This window comes from Paenibacillus sp. FSL K6-2393 (assembly GCF_038002545.1).
Lineage (GTDB): Bacteria > Bacillota > Bacilli > Paenibacillales > Paenibacillaceae > Paenibacillus.
In genome coordinates, this window is the sequence record NZ_JBBOCU010000001.1 from 2131135 (window position 1) to 2148025 (window position 16891).

Genomic DNA, 16891 nt, shown 5'->3' on the forward strand with positions numbered 1-16891 from the left:
CTTCCAAATGAAAAATGACGATAATAAAATCCATTCTACTGATCGCCCTGAAACCAAGGGTGACGTTGAAAAACAGCGTATGCGTGTCGATTATCCCAGAAAAGCACATCGGGAAGAATATGGGGCAGAGGTTGCTCCTCCGACTGTTGTAAGAACTGGAGGTACTGAACGGGCAGAGCCTGTACCTGAGAAACATGAGGCAGACCGGGTCATGGAATCAACAGGCAAGGTTGCGGGTTACATGGGACTTGCCTTCGGGATCGCGTCTTTGTTCATGTGGTCAATCGTACTTGGACCGGCCGCAGCCGTACTGGGTTACTATGCATATGTGAATGGTCGTAAGACAGCAGGAGCTTGGTCCATTGGACTAGGTATTGTAGCCACGCTGAGTTATTTTTTCATGATTCCATTTGCTCGCTAACGTGTAAAATGGTTCATTCAAAAGCCTTCTGTTCTCACCCAAATGTGGTGAATCACAGAAGGTTTTTTTCGTATATGTGCAAGTTATATGGAGAGATTCATATATTTTTTTGAAAACAATGGAACCTTGCTGTAAAACGATGTAGAATAAGGTCATAATACGCTTAATTATACGGGAGTGGGTATAACTCATGCAGATTGATCCAAGCGGATCGCGGCAGTTGTTGGAACTGCAACTATCCAATGTGAATAACCAAACCAGTGGATCACAATCGGATGCTGGTTCAACAGTGGATTTCGCCAATGTGATGGACGGGCTGTTAGGCACGGGTGCCAATTCGACGAGCAATACGGATTCCACCGCTACGGTCTCCAAAAGATCCAGTGATGGTTTGTTGTGGCTGCAACTCGGAAGCACGTACAATCCGGATATAAATACGGCAGGATCGTCCGCTGTCCCCAATAACATCGTTGAGTCTTTATTATCTTCATCCAATACAGGAATCGTGGATTCCGGTGCATCTGTACCTACGGATTATGAATCTTTGATTGCCGAGGCAAGTTCCAAATACGGTGTTCCTGAATCATTGATCAAGGCCGTCATTGACACAGAGTCCAATTTTAACCCAAATGTGGTGTCTTCTGCCGGTGCCAAAGGGCTCATGCAATTAATGGATGGCACGGCTGCAGGGCTGGGTGTGAGTAATTCATTTGATCCTGCCCAGAACATTGATGCGGGTACGAAGTATCTTTCCCTTCAGCTCCAGCGTTTCGGTGGAGAAGTGAAGATGGCACTTGCTGCATATAATGCAGGACCAGGTCGTGTTTCACGTCTGGGCGTGTCGAGTGATAGCGAACTGATGAGTGTACTTAACCGTTTGCCTTCCGAAACACAGAATTATATCTCCAAGGTGGAGAAGGCACAGTCGAAGTATGTGATCTAAACTCACAGATAGACATTTGCGATAACAATGATAGGCAGGACAAGATCAAATGTGGGAGCAGTAGCGCTTGAAACGCCTGTTCCCTGTTGGTCTTTTTGTGTTGTATGGGTATCGTGTTACAATGCTCACTGTAGGTTCATGAACGAAGAGATAAGGGAGGTCTAACCTCATTTGAAATATTTTGATTATGCTGCAACCACACCTCCCCATCCGGATGTAATTCGTACGATGGCCGAAATTATGGAGACACAATTCGGTAATCCGTCCTCCATCCATGGGTATGGAGAGCGTGCCCATCAGTTGCTGCGTCGTGCACGATCCGGCTGTGCTGCGGCAATCGGCGTTAAGCCTGAGGAGATTGTATTTACTTCCGGTGCGACCGAGAGCAATAATCTCGCGATAAAAGGTGTGGCATTACGTTATCAGTCACGAGGCAAACACATCATCACTACGGCTACCGAGCATGCCTCGGTGTATGAAAGTTTTATGCAATTGCAGCAGTGGGGATGGGAAGTGACATTAGTACCTGTGAATTCCGATGGAGTGGTCAACGCTCAGCAGGTTGTAGACGCGATCAGGCCCGACACGGTGCTTGTGAGTCTGATGCATGTAAATAATGAAACAGGAGCCATCCATCCGATTGCAGAAATCGGCAAACAGCTCAAAAAGAAAGCACCACGGGTGCTTTTCCATGTGGATGGTGTTCAAGGCTTTGGAAAAATGAAGGCTACACCTGCCGCTTGGGGGGCAGATCTATACAGTCTGTCTGCTCACAAGATTCGTGGACCGAAGGGAGCAGGTCTCCTGTATGTGCGAAGTGGAGTGGAGCTTACGCCACTATTGTCAGGAGGATCACAGGAGCAGGGCCTAAGAGCAGGCACAGAAAACGTGGCCTTGCTGGTAGGCATGGCAAAGGCCATGCGGATGGCAGCAGAAGGGCAGGTTGATTTTGCCCGACGTACAACGGTGCTACGCGATCGACTGATGGAAACGATACGTGCCATTCCTGAATTTGAATTGAACAGTCGCACAGAGGGGGCACCTCATATTGTGCACTTCTCCTATCCCGGGATGAAGGCAGAAGTGGCGCTGCACACCTTGGAGCAACTTGGTGTAACCATCTCGACCCAATCTGCCTGTTCTTCGCGCTCGGCTGAACCGAGTCGGGCTCTACTTGCGATGGGCAGAGATGCAGCTTGTGCTGGTGGCGGATTGCGTATTAGTCTTGGAGATGAACATACAGAAGAAGATGTAGCCTTGCTTGAACAGGCTTTACATCAGATGGTGGCGCAGTTGCGGCCCCTCGAAAGGCGGATGTAATGGATATGAAATATGATATGCTGCTTCTCCGTTTCGGAGAGTTTATGTTAAAAGGGAAAAATCGTGCCCGATTTGAAAAAACGATCATTACACAGGTGAAAGCTTTGCTTAAACCTTATCCAGGAGCGAGCCTTCGCAAAGAATATGGCCGTGTCTATGTGGATCTTGGCGGTGAATCACATACTGAACTGATTAAGGTGCTGAAGCGGGTATTCGGTGTGATGTCGATTAGTCCGGTTAAAGTTACTCCATCCGAGCTTGATGAGATTGTAAAAACAGCAGTTGCGTTTATGGACGAAAGGGAAGAAGAATTCAAAGAAGGCACCACATTTAAGGTAAATGTAAGGCGGGTATGGAAGGAGTTCCCGAACTCTTCCCATGAAATGAACCATTTGGTCGGTTCCCCGATCCTTCGGAAGTTCCAGCAATTGAGTGTTGATGTTCGCCAACCTGATATTGAGCTGCGAGTGGAAATTCGGGATCAGGGCACCTATATTTTCAACGAAACCATTCCGGCAGTAGGTGGGTTTCCGCTGGGTACAAATGGGAAAGCGATGGTACTGCTATCAGGTGGGATAGACAGCCCGGTTGCAGCCTGGTCTTCCATGCGCCGTGGACTGGAAGTGGAATGTGTACATTTTTACAGTTACCCGTTCACAAGCCAACGTGCCAAGGAAAAAGTCATTGATTTGGCGCGTGCCCTTGCTGATCATGCAGGAACAATCAAGCTGCATCTGGTTCCATTTACGGAGATCCAAACGGCATTTACCCAGCTGGGTCAGGACAACCTGATTATTACCCTGATGAGACGTTCAATGCTGCGAATTGCCTCCAAACTTGCCGAGCGTGAGCGGGCACTAGCACTGATCACCGGGGATAGCCTGGGCCAAGTAGCGAGTCAGACTCTTCCGAGTATGAATGTCATTGGTCGTGCGACAGATCTGCCACTTTTGCGACCACTGGTTATGATGGATAAACAGGAGATCATTACCCTGTCCAAACAGATCGGAACGTATGACATTTCTATTTTGCCATATGAGGATTGCTGTACTCTCTTTGTGCCAAAGTCACCTTCAACCAATCCCAATCTTCGAATTGTGGATAAAATTGAATCAACCATGAGCCATCTGCCAGAATGGGTGGATCAAGCGGTGGAACAAACTGAAACGATCACACTGCACGCCGGTGAAACTTCTGTGGTAACGAGTCAGACAGAAGATAATGGCATGAAGGATGACTGGTTCTAAAATCAATAAAAATTAGCATGGCTGACATAATAAGGGCTATGTTAACTGCAAAAAAAAGGACTGTCCGATGAAATATCGTTCAGTCCTTTGCTGTATTCAGATAAAATTTTTAGTTTAAATTAGCCTACGAATAGGAGCGCTGCTGTTCCCCGCCAGATCCCTTGTGGCTGGAACTGCTGGAGCGTTTGCGATAACCTGCAAAGACTACGCCTGCAATAACCACAACGATGAAGAGAATGCGCAATGCCGGATGTTCAGTAAAGTAAGGCAAGAGTCGCCGTTCCTCAGTGATCATATTAGAAGCCGTATACCCCAGAACAATGGCTCCGACATAGATGATCCAAGGAAAATGATTAATTAGCTTGATAAACAGGGTACTGCCCCAGACGATAATCGGTACACTAATCAGGAGTCCAAGGATGACAAGCACGAGATGCTGCTGCGCTGCTCCAGCAACTGCAATCACGTTATCGAGTCCCATGGCTGCATCTGCGATCACGATGGTACGAATAGCGGTCCACAAGGAAGTTCCCGCCTGAACATCATTGTGTTCATCTCCCTGATCCGCCAATAATTTATAGGCAATCCAGATCAGAAGTATGCCTCCCACAAGCAAGAGCCACGGAACTTTAAGCAACCATAAAACAACAACTGTTGCTAAAATTCGAATCAAAAGTGCGCCGCCAGTTCCATATAGAATCGCCTTTTTCTGCACGGAAGGGTGCAAATTTCGAGCTGCGAGACCAATGACGATGGCATTATCCCCAGCCAGAATTAGATCAATAAAGACAACGTTCAGCAAAGCCAGCCAGAATGTGGGACTAAATAGCTCCATGAGATATGTCACTCCTTATATACGGTTCAATCATTAAGAATAGCATGGACAACTCTGACATACAAGTTAATGTGGGGGGATGAGGACATGGATACGCTATGGCTGTTAACTGAAATTTTAATGATCAATCTGGTATTGAGTGGAGATAATGCGGTTGTTATTGCGCTTGCCAGCAAGGATCTTCCACCAATACAACGTAAAAAGGCGGTATGGTGGGGGGCTTTTGGTGCGGTAGTGTTACGCTGCGTATTAACCTTTGTAGCGGTATTATTGCTGGGAATTCCCTTTATCCAAGCAGCAGGTGGGCTGTTGCTACTCTGGATTGCAGTAAAGCTGCTGCTTCAAAATGATGATGAAGTACATATTCGAGAAGTTTCTACGACCTGGAAAGCCATTCAAACCATTCTGATTGCCGATTTTGTAATGAGCTTGGATAATGTTTTGGCCATAGCGGCTTTGGCAGATGGAGATTTGGCTTTGATTGTCATTGGTATTGCAATCAGTATCCCCATCGTCGTATGGGGGAGCGGGTTAATTGTTGGTTTGTTGAAGCGATTTCCGATTCTTGTATTCGCCGGAGCAGGCATCTTAGCCTTCACAGCAGGTGAGATGGTGATGAAAGACCCCAAGTTAGGAGAATGGCTGGGAGGTATGGCATCAGAGGTGCATACGCTGCTACCCGTAGCAATGGCTTGTCTTGTGGTTGCGATTGGAGGCGCACATAAATTTGTGCGGAAGAACGCATAGTTTAATTTTGGATAAAAGCTTGCACATATGACCGTCTGAACCGTCGGGTTTAGGCGGTTTTGTGTTGAGAGAATACGCTTGTAAATACAACAACCATTGGGCTGGTCATAAGTTGCACATTTTAGGGTAATACAGGTAAAGGACACACGCAGAGTGCGACATAAAGTATAGTTTTTTGCCGAAACATCGGATACACTAGAAGCAGGATTACAGGTTTGAAAATCAACAGTCAGCATGGAATGCGTATCGTTTATGAAGAAATAAAGTACATAGCCATAGTATAAGAGGTGATTGAAGATGAGGATGAGAAATGAAAAAGCGATTGGACTATTTATTGCAGCTGCGGGAATTATTATTCTTCTTGGCAAGTTTGGCGTGTTTGGATTTATTGGTCGCAATTTCTGGCCTTTGCTGATCCTGCTGCCAGGCATCGCCCTTCATGCGTTATATTATGCGCGCATTTCACCATCATGGTCACTCGTTCCTGCCGGCATACTAACGGTGTATGGTGTTTTGTTCAGTATAACGAATACATGGGGCGCTGGACTTATGAGCAGGCTGTGGCCAGCATTCTTGCTTGGGATCGCCATAGGGCTAGTCGAATATGGAATGGCTGAACGGCGAAGACCGGAATATGTGTTACCTGCAGCTTTGATCCTTGGTGCGGTGTCCATCATATTATTCGGATTTACCTTGCTGCAAACGGGAATAATCTATGTACTTGCTGTCCTTTTGATCTTGGCCGGAGTCTGGTTATTGCTTGGGCGAGGACGTCAAGGGAGAGGCTGGTAACATTCCCAGTGGTCTTTTCGTGCGAAATATCTTGATTTTTACCTATAATAAACTATAATATAAGGGATATAGACATGCGTCGGGATATCACCGACGCTTATTTTGTGAGTAACCTGCGAAATTGCGGGAAGTTTAGTAGATAAGAATTGAAATTGGAAAGGATATGGATACAAACCATGCATTCAAGAGAACACATTCGCAATATTGCGATTATTGCCCACGTCGACCACGGGAAAACTACGCTCGTCGACAAGTTGCTCCAGCAATCCGGTACTTTCCGTGATCACGAAACGGTACAGGAGCGCGCAATGGACTCCAACGATTTGGAGCGTGAACGCGGTATTACGATTTTGGCCAAAAACACGGCTATAACTTATAAAGATTACCTGATTAACATTGTGGATACACCAGGACACGCCGACTTCGGTGGTGAAGTGGAACGTATCATGAAAATGGTTGACGGCGTATTGCTCGTTGTTGATGCATATGAAGGCTGTATGCCACAAACGAAGTTTGTGCTTCGTAAAGCTCTGGAGCATAACCTGACACCAATCGTTGTTGTTAACAAAATTGACCGTCCAGCGGCTCGCCCGACTGAGGTTATTGATGAAGTATTGGACCTGTTCATTGAACTGGGTGCCAACGATCAACAACTTGAATTCCCTGTTGTATATGCTTCCGCATTGAACGGAACATCCAGCATGGATAATGATCCTGCAAAACAGGATGACAACATGATGGCGATTTACAATACCATCGTTAGTCATATCCCACACCCTACCGAAAATGTTGAAGAACCACTTCAATTCCTCGTTACTTTGATGGACTACAATGAATACCTTGGCCGTATTGCCATTGGTCGTGTTAACCGCGGTGTGATCCGTCAAGGACAATCGGTAACGGTTATTATGCGTGATGGTAAGAGCAAAACTGCACGTATCGAGAAACTGTTCGGTTTCCAGGGTCTCAAACGTATTGAGACGGAAGAAGCAGGAGCAGGCGACATCGTTGCCATTGCAGGAATCAAGGACATCAACATTGGTGAAACCATCGCTGATCCAAACAATCCAGAAGCACTTCCAGTTTTGAAAATTGATGAGCCTACACTGCAAATGACGTTCCTCGTGAACAACAGTCCATTCGCAGGTCGTGAAGGTAAATGGGTAACTTCCCGTAAACTTCGTGAGCGTTTGTTAAAAGAATTGGAAACAGACGTTTCCCTTCGTGTTGACGAAACGGATAGCCCGGATGCATTTGTCGTTTCCGGACGTGGTGAGCTTCACTTAGGTATCCTGATTGAGAATATGCGTCGTGAAGGATATGAGCTTCAAGTATCCAAACCAGAAGTTATCGTTAAAGAAGTAGACGGTAAGAAAATGGAACCTCTTGAGCGCTTGTTGATTGATATCCCTGAAGAAAGCATGGGTTCCGTAATGGAGAGCCTGGGCGCACGTAAAGCAGAGATGGTTAACATGGTCAACACAGGTAGTGGTCAAGTTCGTCTGGAGTTCCTGATTCCAGCACGTGGTTTGATCGGATATAGCACCAACTTCCTGACATTGACTCGTGGTTACGGTGTAATGAACCATGCATTTGACAGCTACGCTCCAGTAGTATCCGGTCAAGTGGGTGGACGTCACCAAGGCGTGCTGATCTCCACTGAAACGGGTACATCTACGTTCTACGGAATGATGGGCGTTGAAGATCGCGGTACGCTCTTCTTGGAGCCAGGTACTGAAATCTACGAAGGTATGATTGTTGGTGAACATACACGTGACAATGATATCGTTGTTAACATCTGCAAAGAAAAACAACTGACTAACGTTCGTTCTTCCGGTAAAGATGATACGGTTAAAATTAAAACTCCGATTATCTTCTCTTTGGAACAGGCGCTTGAATATCTGAATGAAGATGAATATTGTGAGATTACACCAAAATCTATTCGTCTTCGTAAGAAGATCCTGAATAAATCCGAGCGTGAACGTGCAGAAAAACAACGCAAAATGGCTTCGAAAGCCTAATAACAACAAAATAATATATATAAGTTAGCATTTGATGGAACACAGAAGTTAACGATGTTACGCACAGTGGAAGTAGTGAAGGGATCGGAATCGATTCTGCAGAAGCGAAGCGTTCGCCTTTATCCCCGGATTTTACCATTGAAAAATGGATCAAAAAAATCTGGGGATAACAGCGATCAAAAGAACGATCCGATACCGGAACGGTCACCTCCGATGTGTGTTTTATTCAGAGTTATCGAAAGGGTTTTACAATAGTTAACTTATATCCTAGCATGAACACGAAAGGAGCTGGCTGTGCATGCAAGCATGGTTCGCATCACACCCGATCGTAGCCTACATCGTCATCTTTGTATTGATTACTTACGTATATAACAAGGTGTTTCGGGTACGTCAGAAATTGCCACTTGGTAAGGAAATCGTTCTCTATATTTTGATGGCGATGGGCACATTCATGCTTCTTATTTTTCAGATCGACAAGCTGCCCATCATCCAATGTTTGTTGGTCGCGGTTGGTTTGATGTTGTTAGTGAGAGTGCGTTATTTTATTGAAGGTCGTCAAAAGAAAAAAGCGGAAGCTGCCGCTCGAAACTCATAAATCCTGTCTTGTACAGACCATCCGTTTTCCTTAGGGAAAGCGGTTGTCTTTTATTTAGACAAAAACAGATGTGATAAAGGTGTTGAAGATATGAACTCAAATTCGAACGGACTGCCTCCACGGAGACAGGCACCGACGCAATCCGGTGCTTCTGGATCGAAGAATGGCAAGGGCAAGCAGCCTAAGAAGAAAAAGAGAATGAATGCTTTTGGCAGGATCCTTTTAAGTCTATTGGTTATTGCCATTGTGGTAGGCGGTGGATATGCGTACTGGGTATACAATCAAGTCGTGGATACAGGCATCGATAAACCGGTACCTCCCGGGATGTCAGCCACAACCAAACCGATCACGATGCTGTTATTAGGCACAGATAACCGTCCTGAAACTGGCACATATCTCTCGGATGTTGTTATGGTGGCTTCGTTGAATCCGGAGACCAAGACGGCAACCATTGTATCTTTGCCTCGAGACACGCGTATTCAATTGGATGGGTACAAATCCAACAAGCTGAATTCCTATTATCCAAGATTCAAAGCACAAGAAAAAACCACTGGCAAAAATGCAGAGGATCAGATGAAAGAAATGATGGGCAAGTATTTGGATGTTGATATTAATTATACAACCGTCCTGAATTTCCAGGCATTCCGTGATGCTGTCAATGCCGTGGGTGGCGTGGATGTGACTGTGGATAAAAATATGTGTTATAGAGATACAGCCGATGGTACAGATATCAATCTGGTCGCAGGCGCACAACATCTCGATGGTAAAGCAGCACTAGATTTTGTTCGTTACCGCAAATCCAATTGTAATCCAAAGACTGATGAATCCAATGACTTTGATCGTAACAAACGTCAAAACCAAGTGCTGAACTCCATGCTGGATCAGATGAAATCTCTTGGGGGCATTACAAAGATCAGCAAGGTGATTGGTGCAGTTGACAAGAATATGACGACAGATGTGGAATCGGAACAAATGAAAAACTTTATCTCCACGTATTGGAATATTTCCACTTCGGATGTACATTATACTCCGGTTACCGGAGAGTGGAGAAGTCCATATGTGTATATTAATGAGACGGAACTCGCCAATGCCAAGCAGGCTTTACAAGATACACTTTCAGGTAAAGTAACGGCTTCACCTTCAGGCGAATAACCTTCATTCTTTTGGGATTGGAAGCACGTTAATCGGTATGCTATAATAACATAAACCAAGTACAAGAATTGCATAAAGAAGGTTAGGGGGCTGGTTGAATGTCCGAAGCCGTCACACAATTAACTGAATCTCTTTTACAGCAATTCAAGAATGAGACCTTTGTGCTTCTGAGCACAGTGGATGTAGAATCCGGAGGTCCGACTTCAACAGCCATCTCCTGGATTTATGCGGAGAATGCTTCTACTTTTCGTTTAGCGATTGATCATCGTTCACGTTTAGTGAATAACATGATTACTAATCCGCTCATTACGGTTACTGTCTTTGGAGAAGAGATGGTGTACGCAGTGAACGGACGTGCTGTGGTACGACAAGATCCGCTGCGGGATGTTCCATTTAATATGTGCTGTTTCGACATCACAATTGAAGCGGTGAGGAATGCTCTGTTTTACGGCGCTCAATTGTCCTCTGTGCCTCAATATGTCAAAATATATGATCAGCGTGCCGCTGAGAAATTAGATGAGCAGGTTTTTGCTGCCATGAAAAAAGCCTAGTGAGAGATCACTGGGCTTTTTGTTGTCTTTTGTCAGATGAATGCAGCTGCTGCATTTGTTGTTTTTGATTCACGTTTTCATCCGGATTTTGACGGACTTTGACGTCTTTCGGGAGTTGAGGGATAATTCGTCCCACCATGTCAGCAAGTTCTGAAGCAAAACCGGAGATGGGGTGCCCTTGACGAATATGTTCACCGATTTCTTTAATTCGTTCAGTGACATCTGCATCTGCAGTAACGATGGAATCTACACCTTCGGGGTCTTTGCGAAGTGCCTCGGCAACAGCGTACTTAATGGTACCAACCCGAGCACGTTCCAGTTCACCATCAACATCGATGCCAACTACGGCTGTATTACCGAGTATGACGCAGTTCGCATCTTCAACACCTTCCACTTGCTTGGCAAGAGCTTTAAGGTGATTGATTCGTTTTTCATTGGGCATCCGGCCACTCTTTGCATCATCCGCAATGTTGGTATCATGGACTTCACCTGTATTCTCATTGAGGCGGTCCAAACGTGAAGGATTCATCCGATCTTCCTGTGCATTGAGCATGTGAGATCCTTTCCCTTGATCTTGCTGAGTTGTTACATTTCCTCCGTAACCTTTCGCATGTGACCCTTGATTCGGCGAAGCGCTGCGTGTGGAACTGTTGCAACCTGTAAGTATAAAGATCAGAAGCAGCGTGCAAACCCATATTTTCATAAATGTTCATCCTTTCTCGGAGTTTTTCAGAATGGTTGACAATTATTTTGCCCTAGTCGAATACATTTATGTATGGGATCATGATTGTCCATGCCGCTGCTGAAAGATCACACTATCCATGCCTTTAACGACGCCGCTTTGGAGGGGATTGAATGAAAAAGATTTTTGTATTGGATACCAACGTGCTTCTGCATGACCCCAATGCCATATTTGCCTTTGAGGAACATGAGGTAATCATTCCCGCGGTTGTACTGGAGGAGATCGACTCCAAAAAAAGAAATGCCGATGAAATTGGGCGTAATGCCCGTAATGTATCCAGACTGTTAGACGGATTACGTGAGCTGGGTCACTTGCACAGTGGGGTACCTTTGGCTAATGGAGGTAACCTGAAAGTAGAGCTAAATCATCGGAGTTTCGTGAAAGTTCAGGAAATGTTTGGTGAAGTGTCCAACGATAATCGCATTTTGGCTGTCGCACTGAATTATCAGATTGAGGAGAATGAAAAGGAAGTAGTCGAACGTCAGGTCGTGCTTGTCAGTAAAGATGTACTTGTGCGTATCAAAGCGGATGTACTTGGTCTGTTCACACAGGATTACTTATCAGATCGGACGGCAGGACTCAGTGAATTATATCCAGGTTATACGGCCCTAAAAGTTCATCCGTCAGTGATTGATGAGTTTTACACATATCGTTTTTTACCGATCAAACCGTTGCAGTTGTCTTATTCGTTGTATCCAAATGAATTTGTCATTCTCAAGGATGAGATGGGAACCAATAAATCGGCTCTGCTTAAAGTCAATACAGAGGGAACAAAGCTGGAGCCGCTTTTCCTCAGTAATGATAATGTCTGGGGCATTAGCGCACGTAACGCACAACAACGCATGGCACTAGAACTCCTTTTGAATGATGACATCCCGCTTGTTACCATCACCGGTAAAGCTGGAACAGGGAAAACCTTGCTGGCACTTGCAGCAGGTCTACTAAAGGTAGAGGATGATCATAAATACAAAAAACTGTTGATTGCTCGTCCTGTCGTTCCCATGGGGAAAGATATCGGTTACTTGCCTGGTGAGAAAGAAGAAAAACTTCGTCCATGGATGCAGCCGATTTATGATAATCTGGAGTTTTTGTTTGACACCAAAAAAGCCGGAGATATCGATAAAATCCTAATGGGGCTTGGCAGTATCCAGGTGGAGGCCTTAACGTATATACGTGGAAGATCGATACCTGGACAGTTTATTATTATTGATGAAGCTCAGAACCTCTCCCGCCATGAAGTGAAGACCATTGTATCAAGGGTCGGTGAAGGCAGTAAGATTATTTTGATGGGAGACCCCGAACAGATAGACCATCCGTATCTTGATTCTGCCAGTAACGGCCTGACGTATATCGTGGAACGATTCAAACAAGAGGGAATTAGCGGACACATCATGCTCGAAAAAGGAGAACGGTCCAAGCTGGCACAGCTTGCAGCTGATTTATTGTAATATTTAGGGGATTTATTTCCCGGAAAATGTTGTTATTAAAGCCGGCTCCTGGAGCCGGCTTTTTGCTGAAAAAATAAGTAAGCGTTATTACACAGAACTCGATATGCTCGTATTATGCAAAAATCCTAAAAAGTGTTTTTCGGCAGGGTAGGACAAGAGTACTACTTATTTGTTACAATAATTGCTGCAGGAAAAAACTAGGTGAACAGGGAGGGAAGTTAATGAAGCGTAGACATCAGGTTGTTTTATTCGCGGTATTGCTGCTTTCGTTAACGATCTTGTCACCAAGTTTTGACTTTAGAGGTTCGCAGCTCAATCAGGAACGCGATCAGGAAAAGGATGCTTTTCCTGGGTCTTCGTCCCGTAATGAAGATGCTCAAGCTCCGCTGGAGGTTGTAGTGGCCATGTCGGATGAAGAGTTTCAAGCCTTTCAAAAAATAGCCAAAGAAGTTGCTGCTTCCCAGCTGGTAGAAATTAATCTTCGGAATGAGAAGCCGGATACATATAAGCATGTTTTGGATCTTGAATTTTCACTGGGGGAGAACGGTGATGTTGTTCTACTTGATAGTGAGGAAGTGCAATACTATGCCCAAAAAGGGTACCTGTATCCGTTAAACGGAACAACTTTATCGAAGTCGCTAGGAGATACGGTAGTTGGGTTACGGGGAATGACAGAGTGGAATGGTTATCAGTGGGGAATGCCTTTTGATTTTGATCCGTACATTCTGGCTGCACAATCTTCATTTCTGAAGAGAGCTGGTCTGGAGTCATTACCTCGAAATAAAGATCAGTGGGTCAAACTTACTCAACAAGCCATTGCGGAAGGCATCCCTTTAATTACAATGAACATCAATGATATGTACGGGACGAATGCGTGGCTGAATCATTTGGAACCGAGAATGGCACCAGATCAAGTTAAACGAACACAAATAGATTCGCAAACGGGGGATCTTCAGCAGGGGATTCAGTTGATGAATCAGATTCAGCCCCTTATTAGGCTTGAGTCTACCAATCCAGGGTTCTTTCCAACTGCTGACCAAAACGACACACCGATGGTTGTATCATTGTTATCTCAATTATTGAATGCGGATCAAGCGAGTACAGTTGATAAAGATTCTTTGGAGCGGATTTCTTTGGAAACCTTGGAAACTGTAAACTCCAGAAGCCTTGTCATTACTGCGGGTTCGGTTGAGGCTGAGGAGGCCAGTAGATGGATTGAAGGAATGACCTCTGCTACGACACAGCTGAAATGGTACCAACAGGTCAACCGGTTGCCCGCAAAGCAACAGGAGCTGGATTTGGAGTCTGAGAAACTCGTTGGACCTTATGACATGACAAAGGGACAATCCTGGTTCTCAACCACCCAAGATGTCCCCGCTGCAACGACCAAAAGTCATGCTCTAATAACTCGTTTTCATAAAAAAGTACAACAATTCCTAAAGGGAGAAATTACAGCGAATCAATACGTAGACAGTATTAGAACGACGAACTAACTTTAAAAGGATATAGCTAGTTTTACTTCCAGTACGCCTTCACTTGTTGAAACATCGGTTGCTTTAACAAACGACAGGATTTTCTGTGGATAGAACCCAAGGTCAAATTCTCTTTCCAGCATTCGGCGAGTGGTATCTGGTAGTTCAAGCTGGTTGAATACAAGTTTGTCCACATGAAAACGAATGGAGTTTTGAGGTTCATTCTCTATCGTATAATGTCCTTCGATGCTTAATTGCAACTGATCCCGCTGACCGGAAGCTATAATCTTATCCTGGTTAAACTGAAAGGCAAAGTCTTCAAAGATTGGATTTTGGGAACGCAGAAATGCATTAAGCTCATCCTGCCCAATTCGAATCGTATACGTTGTTCCAGTCGTGGATATACCTCCGTTTTGTTTTTGGATAAAATCGGGCAGGTTCTGCATGGCAGATGCCAATGCTTTGAAATATCGTTTCACCTCATAGATGCCGATATTCTCCCAATAAAGGGTCAGTTCATCCATCAGTTTCTGAATCGCTGCCGCATCTCCGCTGGTGGCTATTTGGGCATCCATTTCTTTTTGCAAGGTGACTACACGTTCCCGCTGGTTTTGAAGATTAGTCTTCATTTCGGTTAATTCTGTTGTAGTCTGATGAATCTGAGTGGAAGTCTGTTGCAGGGTGTGATAACGGTCCTGATACTTGTCCAGCACAGCTTGATCCCGTCCGATAATAATCTGGTAATAATCATACAGTACAAACAGGTCTTTGAATGACCTGGCTCCCAGGACCGTCATGAGGAGGCTGTCGCGTTCTCCTGTGTAGTAGGACCTTACTACAGCTCCGGCCCGATCTTGCTGAATATGTATCTGTTCTTCCTGTTCCTGAAGCTGGACGGATAATGTCTCGTATTGTTGAGCCAGCTGCTTCTGCCTTTCGACGATGCGTTCGATTTCGTGATCGATTTCAACGATGGATAGACTTTTTTGCAATATCTCACGTGTATCCTCAGGTGAAGACTCTCCATAGGCATGGGCTAAAGGTAGCTGGAGGAATAAAATGATGCATAATATAAAGGCGGCAATGCCGTATTGACGATTCACCGATCCATTCTCCTTTCCACTTCTTAAATGACAATCGTACAGGCTTGTTGTCTTCCAGACAATATATGAAACAAATACGTGAAATATCCTTAGTGGTTACATAACACCATGAACATTCATTTAATCTGAACACAACAAAAAAGCAACCCGACAGTTATCGGATCACTTTGATGCTGCAGGTGGATTAGAGCGGCAACCCCATTTCGAATACGGTCCAGTAGCTGAACCCCGTGAATGTTACGATCATATAACCCCAGAAGAGCAATATGTACGTTCGCTCGGTAAATTTCAAGTATCCCAAAATGACAAAAAACGCAGTCTGCAGGAAAAAAAGCAAAGCCATTTCGACCAGATCTCCCGCAAAAGCCATCAGGCCAATTGCAAGCGTGAAGAACCCGAGTACCCGAAACATGCGTGCCACGGTAAATCCTCCTCTCCTAAGTACGTTCATAGATTGTCTACACAACATTATACCGGGAAAGGAAAAACGTGTAAACAAATTTGGATATGAAAGCGAATTCTTTTTTTACTCAATGTAAGTATAGAGGGATATGTTTTACGTATGTCACGTATGAGCAAGCCTGAATGTGGAAATACATTTTAGTATGAAATCAATTCTATGAACTCTATGAGAGGCATAAGAATGAATGAAGCAGCTTTTATACCTAATTCACATACCGGGCTTCCGGTAATGCGGACGGTTATTTTAGGATGTTGTTAGGAGGGTATTATAGCATGACTGCAGTGAGACAGGATGCTTGGAGTACAGAGGACGATTTGATATTGGCTGAGGTTACTTTGCGTCATATTCGGGAAGGCAGTACACAATTGGCCGCTTTTGAAGAGGTGGGCGAAAAAATAGGCAGAACATCTGCCGCATGCGGTTTTCGCTGGAACAGTTGTGTACGTAAAAAGTATGATTCTGCCATCAGTAACGCCAAGGCGCAACGACAAAAACGAAGTTATCTCAGAAAGCAGCCAGCTATGCTCGGACCGCAGGTTGCAGCATTGTCTACACTGGACACTGAAGAACATCTGTACAAATCAGATGGGATCTCAGACGATTCATTATCGATGGATGCAGTAATCCGCTTCCTGCGGCAATGGAAGGGAACAGTGCAGGAGAGTAATCGTCAACTCAAGATGCTGGAGAAGGAGCTTCGCGAGAAAGAAGATGAATTGCTTGAACTACGTCTTGAGAATGACCGTCTCTCCAAGGAAGTGAATGAAGTACAGACGGATTACCGTGTGGTGAATGACGACTACAAAGCTTTGATTCAGATTATGGATCGGGCTCGCAGACTCGCATTTTTGTCCGAAGAAGAAGAGGAACTTAAGACACGTTTCAAGATGGATGCCAACGGGAATCTGGAACGAATTGAATAACAAGTTCAGACGTTTGATTTGTGAAAGTCAGGTATGAACCCGCCACACCTCCGTTACACAACGGCAGGTATGACGGGTTTTTAGTTTGGTGTTTTTGTTCTATTATAGATAATAGA

At 44.9% G+C, this 16891-nt stretch carries 17 protein-coding genes; 13 read left to right on the top strand and 4 right to left on the bottom strand.

Annotated elements, in window-relative coordinates:
* Nucleotides 1–7 precede the first annotated feature (7 nt).
* The 4 genes from MHI14_RS09320 (at nucleotide 8) to thiI (ending at nucleotide 3931) form a co-directional block, all read left to right on the top strand.
* Nucleotides 8–421 carry a hypothetical protein gene (locus MHI14_RS09320; protein WP_445670332.1) on the top strand — a complete coding sequence of 138 codons (414 nt, stop codon included), beginning with the start codon at nucleotides 8–10 and terminating at the stop codon, nucleotides 419–421.
* 190 nt (nucleotides 422–611) lie between these two features.
* Nucleotides 612–1364, top strand: coding sequence for a lytic transglycosylase domain-containing protein (locus MHI14_RS09325; RefSeq protein WP_133385550.1), 753 nt, complete (start codon nucleotides 612–614; stop codon nucleotides 1362–1364).
* A 171-nt stretch (nucleotides 1365–1535) separates the two neighbouring features.
* Nucleotides 1536–2684, top strand: a complete 1149-nt coding sequence (locus MHI14_RS09330; RefSeq protein WP_091028441.1) for a cysteine desulfurase family protein — start codon at nucleotides 1536–1538, stop codon at nucleotides 2682–2684.
* Between the two features lie 5 nt (nucleotides 2685–2689).
* Entirely contained in the window at nucleotides 2690–3931 is a 1242-nt protein-coding gene (gene thiI, locus MHI14_RS09335; protein ID WP_341131690.1) for a tRNA uracil 4-sulfurtransferase ThiI, read from the top strand.
* 124 nt (nucleotides 3932–4055) lie between these two features.
* Here the strand turns inward: thiI and MHI14_RS09340 are convergent, their stop codons facing one another.
* Nucleotides 4056–4766 (bottom strand): TerC family protein, encoded by a 711-nt coding sequence (locus MHI14_RS09340; protein WP_133385548.1) that lies wholly within the window; start codon nucleotides 4764–4766, stop codon nucleotides 4056–4058.
* An 87-nt stretch (nucleotides 4767–4853) separates the two neighbouring features.
* On the opposite strand from MHI14_RS09340, the gene MHI14_RS09345 reads away from it, so the two are divergent.
* From MHI14_RS09345 to MHI14_RS09370, 6 genes are all read left to right on the top strand, one after another.
* Complete coding sequence (locus MHI14_RS09345) at nucleotides 4854–5513, top strand: TerC family protein (RefSeq protein WP_133385547.1); 660 nt, start codon at nucleotides 4854–4856, stop codon at nucleotides 5511–5513.
* Nucleotides 5514–5810: 297 nt separating this feature from the next.
* Nucleotides 5811–6305 carry a hypothetical protein gene (locus tag MHI14_RS09350; protein WP_341130223.1) on the top strand — a complete coding sequence of 165 codons (495 nt, stop codon included), beginning with the start codon at nucleotides 5811–5813 and terminating at the stop codon, nucleotides 6303–6305.
* A 176-nt stretch (nucleotides 6306–6481) separates the two neighbouring features.
* The gene (gene typA, locus MHI14_RS09355; RefSeq protein WP_091028450.1) at nucleotides 6482–8326 is read left to right on the top strand and encodes a translational GTPase TypA; all 1845 of its coding nucleotides are present in this window, start codon (nucleotides 6482–6484) and stop codon (nucleotides 8324–8326) included.
* A gap of 298 nt (nucleotides 8327–8624) precedes the next feature.
* Complete coding sequence (locus MHI14_RS09360; protein ID WP_036614990.1) at nucleotides 8625–8921, top strand: YlaH-like family protein; 297 nt, start codon at nucleotides 8625–8627, stop codon at nucleotides 8919–8921.
* Nucleotides 8922–9011: 90 nt separating this feature from the next.
* On the top strand, nucleotides 9012–10073 hold the full coding sequence (locus MHI14_RS09365) for an LCP family protein (RefSeq protein WP_036614987.1): 1062 nt from the start codon (nucleotides 9012–9014) through the stop codon (nucleotides 10071–10073).
* A 98-nt stretch (nucleotides 10074–10171) separates the two neighbouring features.
* The gene (locus tag MHI14_RS09370; protein WP_341130224.1) at nucleotides 10172–10624 is read left to right on the top strand and encodes a pyridoxamine 5'-phosphate oxidase family protein; all 453 of its coding nucleotides are present in this window, start codon (nucleotides 10172–10174) and stop codon (nucleotides 10622–10624) included.
* A gap of 7 nt (nucleotides 10625–10631) precedes the next feature.
* On the opposite strand, the gene MHI14_RS09375 is transcribed toward MHI14_RS09370, so the two are convergent.
* Complete coding sequence (locus MHI14_RS09375) at nucleotides 10632–11327, bottom strand: YhcN/YlaJ family sporulation lipoprotein (RefSeq protein ID WP_341130225.1); 696 nt, start codon at nucleotides 11325–11327, stop codon at nucleotides 10632–10634.
* A gap of 152 nt (nucleotides 11328–11479) precedes the next feature.
* On the opposite strand from MHI14_RS09375, the gene MHI14_RS09380 reads away from it, so the two are divergent.
* A complete protein-coding gene (locus MHI14_RS09380) occupies nucleotides 11480–12814 on the top strand; it encodes a PhoH family protein (protein ID WP_024628438.1) in 1335 nt (444 codons plus the stop codon).
* 221 nt (nucleotides 12815–13035) lie between these two features.
* The gene (locus tag MHI14_RS09385; RefSeq protein ID WP_341130226.1) at nucleotides 13036–14307 is read left to right on the top strand and encodes an extracellular solute-binding protein; all 1272 of its coding nucleotides are present in this window, start codon (nucleotides 13036–13038) and stop codon (nucleotides 14305–14307) included.
* Between the two features lie 2 nt (nucleotides 14308–14309).
* On the opposite strand, the gene MHI14_RS09390 is transcribed toward MHI14_RS09385, so the two are convergent.
* The gene (locus tag MHI14_RS09390) at nucleotides 14310–15389 is read right to left on the bottom strand and encodes a hypothetical protein (protein ID WP_341130227.1); all 1080 of its coding nucleotides are present in this window, start codon (nucleotides 15387–15389) and stop codon (nucleotides 14310–14312) included.
* A 184-nt stretch (nucleotides 15390–15573) separates the two neighbouring features.
* A complete protein-coding gene (locus tag MHI14_RS09395; RefSeq protein ID WP_017687281.1) occupies nucleotides 15574–15810 on the bottom strand; it encodes a DUF2626 domain-containing protein in 237 nt (78 codons plus the stop codon).
* A gap of 314 nt (nucleotides 15811–16124) precedes the next feature.
* Between MHI14_RS09395 and MHI14_RS09400 the strand changes: the two genes are divergently transcribed.
* Nucleotides 16125–16775 (top strand): RsfA family transcriptional regulator, encoded by a 651-nt coding sequence (locus MHI14_RS09400; protein WP_076211575.1) that lies wholly within the window; start codon nucleotides 16125–16127, stop codon nucleotides 16773–16775.
* Nucleotides 16776–16891 lie beyond the last annotated feature (116 nt).

Coding starts and splice junctions, on each gene's coding strand:
- MHI14_RS09320 (WP_445670332.1), top strand. CDS start 8: ATGAAAAATGACGATAATAAAATCCATTCTACTGATCGCCCTGAAACC.
- MHI14_RS09325 (WP_133385550.1), top strand. CDS start 612: ATGCAGATTGATCCAAGCGGATCGCGGCAGTTGTTGGAACTGCAACTA.
- thiI (WP_341131690.1), top strand. CDS start 2,690: ATGAAATATGATATGCTGCTTCTCCGTTTCGGAGAGTTTATGTTAAAA.
- MHI14_RS09340 (WP_133385548.1), bottom strand. CDS start 4,766: ATGGAGCTATTTAGTCCCACATTCTGGCTGGCTTTGCTGAACGTTGTC.
- MHI14_RS09345 (WP_133385547.1), top strand. CDS start 4,854: ATGGATACGCTATGGCTGTTAACTGAAATTTTAATGATCAATCTGGTA.
- MHI14_RS09350 (WP_341130223.1), top strand. CDS start 5,811: ATGAGGATGAGAAATGAAAAAGCGATTGGACTATTTATTGCAGCTGCG.
- typA (WP_091028450.1), top strand. CDS start 6,482: ATGCATTCAAGAGAACACATTCGCAATATTGCGATTATTGCCCACGTC.
- MHI14_RS09360 (WP_036614990.1), top strand. CDS start 8,625: ATGCAAGCATGGTTCGCATCACACCCGATCGTAGCCTACATCGTCATC.
- MHI14_RS09365 (WP_036614987.1), top strand. CDS start 9,012: ATGAACTCAAATTCGAACGGACTGCCTCCACGGAGACAGGCACCGACG.
- MHI14_RS09370 (WP_341130224.1), top strand. CDS start 10,172: ATGTCCGAAGCCGTCACACAATTAACTGAATCTCTTTTACAGCAATTC.
- MHI14_RS09375 (WP_341130225.1), bottom strand. CDS start 11,327: ATGAAAATATGGGTTTGCACGCTGCTTCTGATCTTTATACTTACAGGT.
- MHI14_RS09380 (WP_024628438.1), top strand. CDS start 11,480: ATGAAAAAGATTTTTGTATTGGATACCAACGTGCTTCTGCATGACCCC.
- MHI14_RS09385 (WP_341130226.1), top strand. CDS start 13,036: ATGAAGCGTAGACATCAGGTTGTTTTATTCGCGGTATTGCTGCTTTCG.
- MHI14_RS09400 (WP_076211575.1), top strand. CDS start 16,125: ATGACTGCAGTGAGACAGGATGCTTGGAGTACAGAGGACGATTTGATA.